13 protein-coding genes are annotated in these 12,892 nt (G+C 60.7%); 7 read left to right on the top strand and 6 right to left on the bottom strand.

Annotated elements, in window-relative coordinates:
* The first annotated feature begins 3 nt into the window (after positions 1-3).
* Positions 4-1,908, top strand: a complete 1,905-nt coding sequence (gene cobT, locus ACP7BS_RS15990) for a cobaltochelatase subunit CobT (RefSeq protein WP_426238899.1) — start codon at positions 4-6, stop codon at positions 1,906-1,908.
* A 120-nt stretch (positions 1,909-2,028) separates the two neighbouring features.
* The gene (locus ACP7BS_RS15985) at positions 2,029-3,021 is read left to right on the top strand and encodes an esterase-like activity of phytase family protein (protein WP_426239036.1); all 993 of its coding nucleotides are present in this window, start codon (positions 2,029-2,031) and stop codon (positions 3,019-3,021) included.
* Positions 3,022-3,263: 242 nt separating this feature from the next.
* Here the strand turns inward: ACP7BS_RS15985 and ACP7BS_RS15980 are convergent, their stop codons facing one another.
* Positions 3,264-3,902 (bottom strand): queuosine precursor transporter, encoded by a 639-nt coding sequence (locus ACP7BS_RS15980; RefSeq protein ID WP_426238898.1) that lies wholly within the window; start codon positions 3,900-3,902, stop codon positions 3,264-3,266.
* Between the two features lie 161 nt (positions 3,903-4,063).
* Positions 4,064-4,366 (bottom strand): 50S ribosomal protein L28, encoded by a 303-nt coding sequence (gene rpmB / locus ACP7BS_RS15975; protein WP_113241922.1) that lies wholly within the window; start codon positions 4,364-4,366, stop codon positions 4,064-4,066.
* A 349-nt stretch (positions 4,367-4,715) separates the two neighbouring features.
* Here rpmB and ACP7BS_RS15970 point away from each other — a divergent pair, with 349 nt between their 5' ends.
* Together ACP7BS_RS15970 and ACP7BS_RS15965 are read left to right on the top strand one after the other, a co-directional pair.
* Complete coding sequence (locus tag ACP7BS_RS15970) at positions 4,716-5,492, top strand: DUF3108 domain-containing protein (protein ID WP_426238897.1); 777 nt, start codon at positions 4,716-4,718, stop codon at positions 5,490-5,492.
* A 27-nt stretch (positions 5,493-5,519) separates the two neighbouring features.
* On the top strand, positions 5,520-6,410 hold the full coding sequence (locus ACP7BS_RS15965) for a DMT family transporter (protein ID WP_426238896.1): 891 nt from the start codon (positions 5,520-5,522) through the stop codon (positions 6,408-6,410).
* Between the two features lie 2 nt (positions 6,411-6,412).
* Here the strand turns inward: ACP7BS_RS15965 and ACP7BS_RS15960 are convergent, their stop codons facing one another.
* Positions 6,413-6,856, bottom strand: a complete 444-nt coding sequence (locus tag ACP7BS_RS15960; protein WP_426229555.1) for a cupin domain-containing protein — start codon at positions 6,854-6,856, stop codon at positions 6,413-6,415.
* Positions 6,856-7,626, bottom strand: coding sequence for a hydroxyacylglutathione hydrolase (gloB, locus tag ACP7BS_RS15955; protein ID WP_426238895.1), 771 nt, complete (start codon positions 7,624-7,626; stop codon positions 6,856-6,858). The genes ACP7BS_RS15960 and gloB overlap by 1 nt, the downstream gene beginning before the upstream one ends.
* A gap of 90 nt (positions 7,627-7,716) precedes the next feature.
* On the opposite strand from gloB, the gene ACP7BS_RS15950 reads away from it, so the two are divergent.
* From ACP7BS_RS15950 to ACP7BS_RS15940, 3 genes are all read left to right on the top strand, one after another.
* Positions 7,717-8,460 carry a class I SAM-dependent methyltransferase gene (locus tag ACP7BS_RS15950; RefSeq protein WP_426238894.1) on the top strand — a complete coding sequence of 248 codons (744 nt, stop codon included), beginning with the start codon at positions 7,717-7,719 and terminating at the stop codon, positions 8,458-8,460.
* Between the two features lie 258 nt (positions 8,461-8,718).
* The gene (hisC, locus tag ACP7BS_RS15945; RefSeq protein WP_426238893.1) at positions 8,719-9,825 is read left to right on the top strand and encodes a histidinol-phosphate transaminase; all 1,107 of its coding nucleotides are present in this window, start codon (positions 8,719-8,721) and stop codon (positions 9,823-9,825) included.
* 11 nt (positions 9,826-9,836) lie between these two features.
* Positions 9,837-10,763, top strand: a complete 927-nt coding sequence (locus tag ACP7BS_RS15940; protein WP_426239035.1) for a prephenate/arogenate dehydrogenase family protein — start codon at positions 9,837-9,839, stop codon at positions 10,761-10,763.
* A 106-nt stretch (positions 10,764-10,869) separates the two neighbouring features.
* Here ACP7BS_RS15940 and ACP7BS_RS15935 read toward each other — a convergent pair whose 3' ends face one another.
* Positions 10,870-11,622, bottom strand: a complete 753-nt coding sequence (locus ACP7BS_RS15935) for a hypothetical protein (protein WP_426238892.1) — start codon at positions 11,620-11,622, stop codon at positions 10,870-10,872.
* A 166-nt stretch (positions 11,623-11,788) separates the two neighbouring features.
* A complete protein-coding gene (locus tag ACP7BS_RS15930) occupies positions 11,789-12,832 on the bottom strand; it encodes a DUF2125 domain-containing protein (protein ID WP_426238891.1) in 1,044 nt (347 codons plus the stop codon).
* Positions 12,833-12,892: the final 60 nt, after the last annotated feature.

Raw genomic sequence — 12,892 nt, 5'->3', positions numbered from 1 at the left:
TCGATGGCAGGCCGGGGCGATAATTCGAAAGCAAGGCCGGCCGGTGTCGTGGATGTGGAGCCATTCCGCCGCGCACTGACCGGTTGCATCCGCTCGATTGCCGGGGATTCGGAAATCGAAGTCGTGTTTGCCAACGAGCGTCCGGGTCTTGCCGGCGAGCGCGTGCGGCTGCCGGAAATCTCCAAGCGGCCGACGCTCCAGGAGCTCGCGGTCACCCGTGGGCTCGGCGATTCGATGGCGTTGCGCAAGGCCTGCCACAATGCCCGTATCCACGCCACCATGGCGCCGCAGGGCGCTGATGCACGCGGTATCTTCGACGCTGTCGAACAGGCGCGCGTCGAGGCGATCGGTTCGCTGCGCATGAGCGGCGTTGCCAGCAATATCACCTCGATGCTGGATGAAAAATACGCCCGGGCCAATTTCGGCAATATCGACCGCCAGGCGGACGCCCCGCTGGAAGAGGCCGTTGCCCTGATCGTGCGCGAAAAACTGACTGGCCAGAAGCCGCCGGCCTCCGCCGGCAAGGTGCTGGACCTCTGGCGCGATTTCATCGAGGAAAAAGCTGCCGGCGACATGAAGGAACTGTCTGCCGCGGTCAATGACCAGCAGGCGTTCGCGCGTGTCGTACGCAATATGCTGACATCGATGGAGATGGCCGAAAAGTACGGCGACGAGGATGTCGAGCCGGACGATCAGGAAAGCCAGACCGACGAAGACCAGCCGCGCAGCCAGGAGCAGGATGAAAACAGCTCCGACGAGGATGCCGGTTCCGACGCTGCCCCCGCCGACGAGAACGAATCTGCCGACGAGCAGATGGACGAAGGCGAAATGGACGGTGCCGAAATCTCCGAGGAGGAGATGTCGGACGACGGCGAGGACGACAGCGAAACGCCCGGCGAGGTCAAGCGCCCGAGCCATCCCTTCGACGATTTCAACGAGAAGGTCGATTACGGCGTCTTCACCGAGGAGTTCGACGAAACCACTACGGCCGAAGAGCTTTGCGACGAAGCCGAGCTCGACCGCTTGCGGGCCTTCCTCGACAAGCAGCTGGCCCATCTGCAGGGTGCGGTCGGCCGTCTGGCCAACCGGTTGCAGCGCCGCCTGATGGCGCAGCAGAACCGGTCCTGGGAATTCGACCTGGAAGAGGGCTATCTCGATTCGGCGCGGCTGACGCGCATGATTATCGACCCGATGCAGCCGCTTTCCTTCAAGCGCGAGAAGGACACCAATTTCCGCGATACGGTGGTGACGCTTCTGATCGACAATTCCGGCTCGATGCGCGGACGGCCTATCACGGTTGCCGCCACCTGCGCCGATATTCTCGCCCGCACGCTGGAGCGCTGCGGCGTCAAGGTCGAGATCCTCGGCTTCACCACCAAAGCCTGGAAGGGTGGACAGTCGCGCGAAAAATGGCTGGCCAGCGGCAAGCCGCAGACGCCGGGCCGCCTCAACGATCTGCGCCACATCGTCTACAAGTCTGCTGACGCCCCATGGCGCCGCGCACGCCGTAATCTCGGCCTGATGATGCGCGAAGGCCTGCTCAAGGAAAACATCGACGGCGAAGCGCTGATCTGGGCGCATAACCGGTTGCTTGGCCGTTCCGAGCAGCGCCGCATCCTGATGATGATCTCGGATGGTGCGCCGGTCGATGATTCGACCCTGTCGGTCAATCCGGGAAACTATCTCGAACGGCATCTGCGCGCCGTCATCGATCAGATCGAGACGCGCTCGCCGGTCGAACTGCTGGCGATCGGTATCGGTCACGACGTGACGCGCTACTATCGCAAGGCCGTGACCATCGTCGATGCCGACGAGTTGGCCGGGGCGATGACCGAGCAGCTGGCGTCGCTATTCGACGATGAAAGCTCCCGCCGCCGCGCTGGCCCCGGGCGCCGGCGTGGGAGCTGACAATAGCGTCTGGCCGGGACATCCTGTGTCCCGCCTTGCCCGCCTATTGCTTGCTGATTTTTACGGAGCCGCTTTGCGCTCCATGCCGGCCTGCCGGAAGGACGTCTTTTGAAAGCGACACTGATCCAGGCCGCCGCCTTTTCCCTATTGCTGGCCGTCGCGGCCTCGGCTGCGCCGCAACTCGCACCTTCGGAAACCGTTCCGGTGAAAAGCCGGCAGATCGAGAACTTCAAGATCGGCTCGGATCAGCACCTGTTCGGCAAGCTGGAATTCATCGGCGGCATCGAGATGTCGTCGTCGAATGCCCTGCTCGGGGCAATCTCGTCGATCCGCTTTCGCCCGGACCGGACATCGTTTGTCGCGATCATGGACACCGGCCATTGGGTCGAAGGCGAAATAGAGCGCGACTCGAAGGGCCGGCTGTCAGGCATGAGCGATCTGACGGTCACCTCGATGATCGATGCCAATGGCCGCTCGGAGCAGGTCAAGGAGCGCATGGACTGCGAAGGTGTGGCGCTGCGTGATGGCGCGGTTCTCGCCAGCTATGAGGGCCTTCACCGCGTCGATATCTATCCGGACCCCGGCTTTGCCCGGTCCGGGCCGGTGGCGACCCTGCCGCTTCTCATTCCGGTCACGTCGCTGCGCGGCAATCGCGGGCTTGAAACCATCGCCGTTTCGCCGAAGGACAGTCCGCTTGCGGGCGGCGTCACCGTCGTGTCCGAGCTAAGCTTCGACAAGAACGGACATCTCTTGGCCGCTGTCCTCGATGGCCCGCGCAAGGGTGTCTTCGGGGTCGTCCGCAAAGGTCCGTTTGCGGTCACTGACGGCGCGTTCCTGCCCAATGGCGACCTTTTGATTCTGGAGCGCCGCTTCAGTTTTGCCGAAGGCATCGGCATGCAGATCCGCCGCATCAAGGGCGACGATATCAAGCCCGGCGCGGTGGTCGATGGCGAAATCCTGCTAAGCGCGGATATGGGCTACCAGATCGACAATATGGAAGGTCTGGACGTCGTGGTGGAACCTGGCGGGGACATCCGCCTCATCCTCGTTTCCGACGATAATCACTCCATCCTTGAGCGTAACCTGATGCTGGAATTTCGGCTGGTCGAGTGACGGTCTGTAGTGTTGTGAGTCGGGAACTCCGAGCAAGCTCGCCCCCCTCTGTCAGCTGCGCTGACATCTCCCCCACAGGTGGGGAGATTGTTCTTTCCCTTACCGGCTCGCCTCAACTCAACTTGTTCACATTGTCAGGGAGCCGTGAACTCTCGGCCAATCTCCCCCCTTGTGGGGGAGATGTCACGGAGTGACAGAGGGGGGTGAACTTGCTCTGCCGTCGCCTTGTTGCATCACGCAGCTCAGGCGTTTGCCTTCGCTCCCGGCATCGGCTTGATCACGTTCATCAGTGCGCCATAGGGCAACAGCATCACCAGACCGACGATGATCTTGACGCTGAGGTCGCCGAGCGCCCAGGAGATCCAGCGCGGCGCTTCCGCTGTCATCACGCCGAGGATCGGAGCGGCTTCGAGCGCGAAAGGATCGTTGGGGCCAAAGAAAACGAAGACCGCGGCAAAGGCGAACGAGAAGAAGATCGCCGTGTCAAGGAACGAGCCGAATAGCGAGCCGACCAGCGGCGCGCGCCACCAGCTCTGCATCCGCAGCTTGTTGAACACCGAGATATCCAGAAGCTGGCCGAGCAGGAAGGCGGAGCCCGAGGCGATCGCGATGCGCGGCGTGGCGACCAGTACCGACAGGACGATGGCGACGGCAAAGCCGGCGATCACCACCTTGCGGGCAGTGCGGGGGCCGAACTGGCGATTGGTAAGGTCGGTGACGAGAAAGGCGATCGGATAGCTGAAGGCGCCCCAGGTCAGGAGATCACCCAGCTGCATGCCGGCGATCGAGCCGGGCAGGGGGTACTGGACCAGGAAATTCGAGGCCACGACCACGAGGGTCATCAGCGCGACATAGGTTAGGAACGTGCGGTTTGTAAGCATTTTTTTATCCTGGGGTATGCCACCAGTTGGAGTCATCTGAGCCCGCAATTCACCGGGCCTTAAGCCCGGCAAGCGCGAACGGTGCACTGGAATATTACACGAGAAAAAGGCTCGCCGGTTGCCCTGGCAAGCCTTTTAAACTGTAGAGCCAAGCTCGCCGATTAAGCGGCGATAGCGACGGCTTCAGCCGTCTTCTTGACGATCTGGCGGCGCAGCAGACGCGCGCGCATCGACAGCTCGACTTCGTCAGCCTTGATCAGGAATGCGTCGAGACCACCGCGATGTTCAACCGAACGCAGGGCTGCGGCCGAAACGCGCAGACGGTAACGCTGGCCGAGCACGTCGGAAATCAACGTGACCTGGCACAGGTTCGGAAGGAACTTGCGCTTGGTCTTGTTGTTTGCGTGGCTCACATTGTTGCCCGACTGGACGCCCTTGCCGGTCAATTCGCAACTACGGGACATGATGCACCTATTTTCTTTTCGCCTTCGGTCCATGCGTTGGCGGGCCATATGCCCAGGCCGCATTCCGTTGGCCATGATTGGAAAGTTGCGGTTCTATAGTCAGCGAGAGCCGCGGCGTCAAGCCAAACCTTCGTTTTCCGGGAAAAACTCTTGAGAAACGCCGTGGTCTTTCAAGCCGGAGATGCCGTTCGGTTCAGATTCTCTGCGTCCTATACATCTTTGCAGCAGCCAATTCCACTTTATTGGTCCACGGGTTAAGGCTTGTGGCAAAAGCGGGTTTCACGGCGCAGAAATGCCGCAAACCCGCCGTATCGGCTAATGTCGCATGACGAAATGGAAGGGCTCTGGAATGAACTGGCGCATCAGTGTCTCGGCGCTTCTGGCGTTTGCAACGGCAACGTTTTCCACAGGTACGGCTTATGCCGTCGATGTGACGCACAATACGGATTACAGCATCTCGCTTGCCGGCCTGCCGATTGCAAAGGCTTCGTTCCATACCGCGTTGAACGACAAGCGCTACACTATTTCCGGCACGATGAATTCTGCGGGGCTTGCCGATATCTTCGCCCAGACCTCGGGCGAAACCTCGGTCTCCGGCATCGTCGGCCGCGACCAGTTGAGCGCATCGGAATATCGGGTCAGGTATCAGACCGGCAAGAAGGGCCGGGCGATCGACGTCCAGTTCCGCGATGGCGATGTCGTGTCTGCCTCGATGAAGCCGCCGCGCAAGATCTCGAAGAATTGGGTGCCGGTGACGAAGGCGGATATGCGCAATGTCGTTGATCCGCTTTCCGGACTGATCTTCCCCGCCGATACGAAGGTCTGCCCGAAAAGCGTGCCGGTCTTCGACGGCGAATCGCGCATGGACCTGAAGCTTTCGCCCAAAGGCACCCGGCCGTTCAAGACGGAAGGTTTCCAAGGCGATGTTATCGTCTGCGGCATCAAGTTCGTACCGAAATCCGGCTTCCGCAAGGGCCGCGACGACGTCGATTACCTGCGCAAGCTGGAAACGATGGAGATCTGGTTTGCCAAGGCCGAGGCGGTGAATGTATATGCTCCGGTCTACGTCCGCATCCCGACCAGCTATGGCCCGGTCACCATCTGGGCAACGCGTTTCGGGAGCTGACGATCAATCAAGGCCGGGGGGCGGGGTATGAAAGTCAAGGCAACGCTGATCGGGTTTTCGGCAATCCTGATGTGGTCGCTGCTGGCGCTGTTCACGGCCGCCTCCGGCACCATGCCGCCCTTCCAGCTTTCGGCTATCTGCTTTTCCATCGGCAGCATTCCCGGCCTCGTCGTGCTGGCGCTCAAGCCTGAGCGGCTGGCGCTTCTCAAGCAGCCCGCCAAAGTCTGGATCGTCGGCATTGCCGGCCTGTTCGGCTATCATTTCCTCTATTTCACAGCGCTTCGAAATGCGCCTGCGGTCGAAGCAGGCTTGATTGCCTATCTCTGGCCGCTGCTGATCGTCGTCGGCTCTGCCCTTTTGCCGGGCGAGCGGCTGCGCTGGTATCACGTCGCCGGGGCCGTCTGCGGTCTTGCCGGTACGATCCTGATCGTCGCGCGCAATGGCGTTCAGTTCGATGATGCCTATGTCATGGGGTACAGCGCGGCTTTGGCCTGCGCCTTCACCTGGTCCGGCTATTCGCTGCTGACGCGGCGATTCGAGGCCGTCTCGACGGATGTCGTCACCGGGTTCTGCCTGGCAACGGCGGCACTGTCGTTCCTCTGCCATCTTGGCCTCGAAACCACTGTCTGGCCGCAGACAGCGACGCAATGGGTCGCCGTTGCCGGTCTCGGCCTGTTGCCCGTCGGTGCTGCCTTCTATGCCTGGGATTTCGGCGTCAAGAACGGCAATATCCAGATCCTCGGCGTAGCCAGCTATGCCGCACCGGTTCTCTCGACGCTGATATTGATCGCGTTCGGCTTTGCCGAGCCGTCGTGGCGTATCGCGCTTGCCTGCCTGTTTGTGACGGGCGGCGCGGTGCTGGCGGCCAAGGACATTATTTTCCGTGACCGCTCAAGTGCCTCGCAACCCGCCGAATAGGCTTAAGCCGCCGGCGGCTGCCAGCCGGCCGGAGCCATTTCGAACGCCGAGAAATCAAAGCCCGGCGACACTGTACAGCCGACCAGTGTCCAGGCACCAAGCGAGGTCGCCGATTGCCACCCGTTGGCCGGGACGATGGCCTGCGGCAGCTCGCCGATCAGGATGTTGGAACCGAGCTTGACGGTCGTGGCCGGTTTGCCGTCCTCGGCGATGCTGAGCGACAGCGGCGCGCCGGCATAGAAATGCCAGACCTCGACCGCGTCGCGCACGCGGTGCCAGTGCGAGTGTTCGCCGCGCTCCAGCAGATAGTAGATCGCCGTCGAGTGGCCGCGCGGCCCGCCCGCCTTGTCCTTGAACGTCTGGATATACCAGCCGCCTTCCGGATGGCGCTCCATTTTCAAGGTCTCGATGATGGCTTGCGCCGACAGCGGCAATTGAACATCCATCAGAAATTATCCTTGCGCTTGCGGATCTCGGCAAAGACTTCGGCATCCGAAGCGCTCTGCATCCCCAGATGTGTCCGTATGCCCGCGTCGTGCGGCCGCAGGAACGGGTTGGTGGCCTTTTCCAGTCCCAGTATCGTCGGTGCGGTAAAGCTGCCCTTGGCGCGCAGAGCCTCGATCTCGGCCGCACGCGATTTCAGCGCCGCATTGTCCGGATCCACCGTCACCGCGAAACGGGCATTGGAGAGCGTGTATTCGTGGCCGAAATAGACGACGGTGTCGTCCGGCAGCGCCATCAGCTTCTGCAGCGAAGTCCACATCTGCGCCGGCGTTCCTTCAAACAGGCGGCCGCAACCGAGCGCAAACAGCGTGTCGGCGGAAAACAAGAGCTTGTCGTCGGGAAAATAAAAACAGATATGCCCGGCCGTGTGCCCCGGTGTTTCGAAAACATGTACCTTGTGACCGGCAAATTCGAAATCGCCGCCATCGCCGATGGTCATGTCGAGACCCGGAATTTTCGAGGCCTCGTTTTCCGGGCCGATGATCGTCGCCTCATAGCGCGTTTTCAGCGCCAGGTTGGCGTCTACATGGTCTGGATGATGGTGCGTGGTCAGGATGTGGGTCAGCGTCCAACCCCGGCGTTTCAGGGCGTCGAGGATAGGCTGTTCATCCGGCGCATCGATGGAGGCGGTGGCGCCGCTGTCCGGATCGTGGATGAGCACGCCGAAATTGTCGGTGCGGCATGGGAACAGTTCGATGTCGAGATTGGCCATGGGGAGGATTCCTGCGGAGGGGGCGGGGCGTTTAGGCGAATGTAGTGAGCGCCGCCTTGAAGTCCACCCGTTCGAGTCTAACATGAGGGCATGCACGCAGATATCGTTGACCTTCGCCAATTCTATCATTCCCGCCTCGGGCGCTTTGCCGAACAATCGATCGGCATGGCGCTATCCTCGGTCTGGGCCAGGTTGCCGGAAGAGCGTCTGGTGGGGCTCGGATATGCCGTTCCCTATCTCGATCGCTTTCGTGCCGATACCGAGCGCACCTTCGCCTTCATGCCGGCGGGGCAGGGGGCGGTGAACTGGCCGGTTGCCGAGCTTTCCTCAACGGCGCTGATCTTCGACGAGGAACTGCCGCTGCCCGATTCGTCGATCGACCGGGTGCTGATGGTGCATTCTCTCGAATTTGCGGAAAACCCGCGCGAGACGATGAAGGAGCTTTGGCGCATTCTGGCGCCGGGCGGGCGCCTGGTGATCGTCGTGCCGAATCGCCGCGGCGTCTGGGCCCGCATGGAGCACACGCCATTCGGTTCCGGCCGGCCCTATTCGCGGGGACAGCTGACCGCGCTGTTGCGCGAAACCAATTTCACCCACGGCGCTTCCGCCGATGCGCTGTTCTTTCCGCCTTCGAAGCTGAAGGTAGTCCTGAAAATGCGCCAGGCCTTCGAGCGCATCGGCCGGTCGCTCTGGCCGGTGTTTTCCGGGGTCATTATCGTCGAGGCGCAGAAACGGCTCTATCAGGGCCTCCCGGTCGCCGCCCGCGCTTCGCGCCGCGTCTTCGTACCGGTGCTGGCACCGCAGGGCGTGCCGACGACGCGGGACAAGTCGTAGCGTTTCGGTCGCTGGCGACAGAGCCCAGTCGCCCCCCTCTGTCACTATGTGACATCTCCCCCACAAGGGGGGAGATCGTTCTTTTTCCTTATGGCCACAGCTTTCGTTCAATCTCCCCCCTTGTGGGGGAGATGTCGGCGTCGCCGACAGAGGGGGGTAAACCACAAGCGCGAGCGAAGAAACAATGCCACACTCGACAAAAACCCGCTGCACCGGTATTGCCTGAGCGTCATTTCCTTGTCGCCGAAAGCTGATCCCATGAGCACAGACCTTACGAGCCCAACGCCACGCCCCGGTATCCTCGATATTGCCGCTTACGTGCCGGGCAAGGAGCATGCGCCGGGTGTCGCCAAGGTCTATAAGCTGTCCTCGAACGAAACCCCGCTTGGGCCGAGCCCAAAGGCGATCGAAGCGTTCCAGAAGGCAGCCGCCAAGCTCGAAATCTATCCGGACGGTCAGGCGATCGAGCTGCGTGAAGCCATCGCCTCCGTTTATGGCCTCAACACTGCCAACCTGATGTGTGGCAACGGTTCCGACGAGCTGCTTGGCCTGCTCTGCCACGTCTATCTCGCCCCCGGCGACGAGGCCATCATCACCGAGCACGGTTTCCTCGTCTACAAAATCCAGATCATGGGTGCGGGGGCTACGCCGGTCACCGTGCCGGAAAACGATTGCCACGTCACCGTCGATGCCATCCTTGCAGCCGTCACGCCGAAGACCAGGATGGTCTTCCTTGCCAATCCCGGCAATCCGACCGGCACCTATGTTCCGGTCGATGAAGTGCGCCGCCTGCAGGCCGGCCTGCCGAAGAACGTTATCCTGGTTCTCGATGCTGCCTATGCCGAATATGTCCGCCGCAACGATTACGAAGCCGGCCTCGAGCTGGTATCGTCCAACCAGAACGTGGTGATGACCCGCACCTTCTCGAAGATCCACGGGCTTGCAGCGCTTCGCGTCGGCTGGATGTATGCACCGCTTGCCATCATCGATGCACTGAACCGGGTGCGCGGGCCGTTCAACATGAATGCGCCGGCGATTGCCGCCGGTGCCGCCGCAATGCGCGATCAGGCGTTTATGGCGACTGCGCTTGAGCACAATTCGCTGTGGCTCGGCAAGCTGACCGACGCATTCTCCGCGCTCGGTCTGCGGCTGACGCCGTCGGTCACCAATTTCGTGCTGATCCACTTCCCCGATATCGACGGCAAACGCGCGCCGGAGGCGGACGAATTCCTGACCAGCCGCGGGTTCATCCTGCGAGCGGTGCGCGGCTATGGCCTGCCCAATGCGCTGCGCATGACGATCGGCTCGGCGGAAGCCAATGAGGGCGTGATCGCGGCGCTGACCGAGTTCATGGGGCAACCTTGATGTCAGGTGGCGTGATGGCAAAGCAGTTCGAAACCATCGCGCTGATCGGCATCGGCCTGATCGGCTCGTCGATCGCCCGCGAGATAAAGGACAAGGGCCTTGCCGGGTCGGTGACGATCTCGACGCGCAGTGAAGCAACGTTGAAGCGGGCAGAGGCACTGAATCTCGGCGACCGCTATACGATATCGGCCGCCGATGCGGTCAAGGATGCCGATCTGGTCATCGTTTCGGTGCCGGTCGGTGCATCCGGCGCTGTCGCGGCCGAGATCGCGCCTCATCTGAAGCCGGGTACGATCGTCACCGACGTCGGCTCGACCAAGGGCTCGGTGATTGCCCAGATGGCGCCGCATATGCCGCCGGGCGTGCATTTCATTCCCGGCCACCCGATCGCCGGTACCGAATATTCCGGCCCGGATGCCGGCTTCATCGGCCTGTTCAAGGGCCGCTGGTGCATCCTGACGCCACTGCCGGATACCGATGAAACGGCCAAGTCCAAGCTGCGCACCTTCTGGGAAACGCTGGGCTCGATGGTCGATGACATGGACCCGGAACACCACGACAAGGTTCTGGCGATCGTCTCCCACCTGCCGCACATCATCGCCTATAACATTGTCGGCACGGCGGACGATCTGGAAGCCGTGACCGAATCGGAAGTGATCAAATATTCGGCCTCGGGTTTCCGCGATTTTACCCGTCTTGCGGCGTCCGACCCGACCATGTGGCGCGATGTCTGCCTGCACAACAAGGATGCGATCCTGGAAATGCTGTCGCGCTTTTCCGAGGATCTAGCCTATCTGCAACGGGCGATCCGCTGGGGCGACGGTGACAAGCTGTTCGACCTCTTCACCCGCACCCGCGCCATCCGCCGGTCAATCGTCCAGGCTGGCCAGGATACCGATATGGCCGATTTCGGCCGGCATGCGATGGATCAGAAGTAGGCGGGCGCGTTGCGGCATGAAGCCGGGTGCGAAGAGTCGTGTCATCGAATGCGCAAGCTATGCCATCGCCTGAAAATAGTCCAAAGTGCTGGGGACGAAAGTGGCGCTAGACTTCGGTTGTCGTCGAGTCCCATAACCTCGCGGCAACAGATTCTTCGATCTCCTTGAACAGCGGTTCGCCTTCATTCTTAAGCTTGGTGGCTCCGTCCCTAATCCAAGGATGAACGTTGTATTCTTGGTTGGCTTGATGTTCGATGACGGCTGCGTGTAATAGGTCGATCATCTTTTTGAACTGCTCTCGAAGAGCTGGCTGCAGGAAAATGCCATTTTTACTCAAGCCAGAGTTAGCTTCTCTTAATTTGTCCATAACATCTGAATATCGGTAGCGCTCAAGAATAGAGACGTATGTTTTATGTTTATCCGTCGCGTTCTTAATGTCCTTTTTTTGGGCTTCGGAGAACTGCGTGCGGTTGAGGAACTCGCTAAGCCTCTCGACATCCATAGTATCCACGTTGGCATATTGCTGAAATGCTGCAAGATAACCACCCGCCTCGCTCCTCGCGTCTACCAGTTTCGCCCAAACGTCAGGTAACAACTCAAATTCTCGGTCGTGCAACCGTTTTGTTCTATCAAAAACACCGTTAATCTTGTGGCGCAGTCGTTCCAATTCGCGTACCTGCTCCGACTTGTAGGCCTCCAGTTGTTCAGCAAACCTTTGACTGATCCACTTTTCGCCTAGAAATTTAAAGACCGCGAACGTTGCGCCAACGACCAACGTAACGGACAGTCCTGTAAGGCCGAGGATTGCGAGTAGAGACTTTCCCCATTCCCATACCGTCCAGAAATAATACTGTTCCAAATGCTTCATCCTCAGCGTGTTGCACACGTAATAATAGGGTTATCAGTTTGCATTTTTTGCAACGTACCGCGAGGTGCTCGCGCACTCACGAAGATCTTTCCCGTGAACATTACAAGTGCGTTGGAGGAAGTGTGTTAGGGGTATTCAATTACCGTCGTTGACGGCCTCAAAGCTGCGGCAGTTTCCCAATCGGAAAGAACGCCAGAAACGCGATCCCGTCGCGGACGTTGAGCTTCACGGTCGCCTCGTTCTTGCCGTCGGCCAGTGCCGTCAGCATATTGGCGATATTGTTGACCATGACGGTGCCATCCTCGTCGGGAAAAACCTTGACGAGGTTCTGGCGCCAGCCTTCGATATTCTGCATGGTGACGCTGAACTCTCCCGAGATCAGGCCTTGGTCGTTGACGCTGAACGGGCCGGTCGCTGATGTCACCATGCCATTGCCGAGATCGAGCGTCAGGTTGCGCATCTCGCCCTTGCTGCCCCGCAGGGCATCCGGCTTCCATCCGCCCCGCTGCATCAAATTGGCGCGATCGACGAAGGTCATGTCGGCGCTGGCGTTGACGGGCGGCAGCAGGCTCAATCCGGCATCGAGCTTTAAATCGAACTTGTCGATGCTGAGAGCCGCATCGAGATCGGGGCCGTTCTGGCGGAAATGCGCCTCGCCATGTCCGGCATTGAAGATGAATTTATGCGTGTCACCCGGTGCGGCATCGTCCTCGAAGGCGGGCAGCATCGCCGTGCCGGCCAGCTTGTCATAGGTCAGCGAGGTGCGATCGAGGCCCGACAGCGTTGCCTGTACGCTGGCATGCATCAGTTCCCAGTCTGCAGAGACGGTCATGCCGGGCGAGAAGCGGATTTCCGCCGGGCCGTCGAGCTCGATGATCGCATGACCGGGCCTATAGACTTGTGCTGCCGAGCGCAGCGCGCCGAAGGATGCCGATGCCCCGCGCGTCATGTCGTCAAGACGTACGCTATTGCAGAACAGGCCGATGCGGAAGGGAAAGCCGCGCACGTTCAGGGCGTCGCACTCCGCTGAAGAACCGCCCGTCTTCCTCTCGGTCAGGAAAGCCCCCAGCCGCGTCTCGATCTGGTGGGCTGCGATGAACCATGCACCGGAATAGACAATGAGGAACAGCACGACACCGATCGCCAGGCGTCTGATTTTCCGGTTGCCGGCGGAGGGAGCGGCGATATCTGTTGCGGTCATGGTCTACTCCGGGGTCAGTCGATCGGGCAGTCCACGGTCGCATGCGCTCCAAAAATCGTG

The sequence above is a fragment of the Pararhizobium sp. DWP1-1-3 genome (assembly GCF_049896125.1).
In the GTDB taxonomy this organism is placed as follows: Bacteria; Pseudomonadota; Alphaproteobacteria; order Rhizobiales; family Rhizobiaceae; genus Pararhizobium.
The sequence above is the reverse complement of the archived record's forward strand: the minus strand, read 5'-3'. Positions and strand labels throughout refer to the sequence as shown.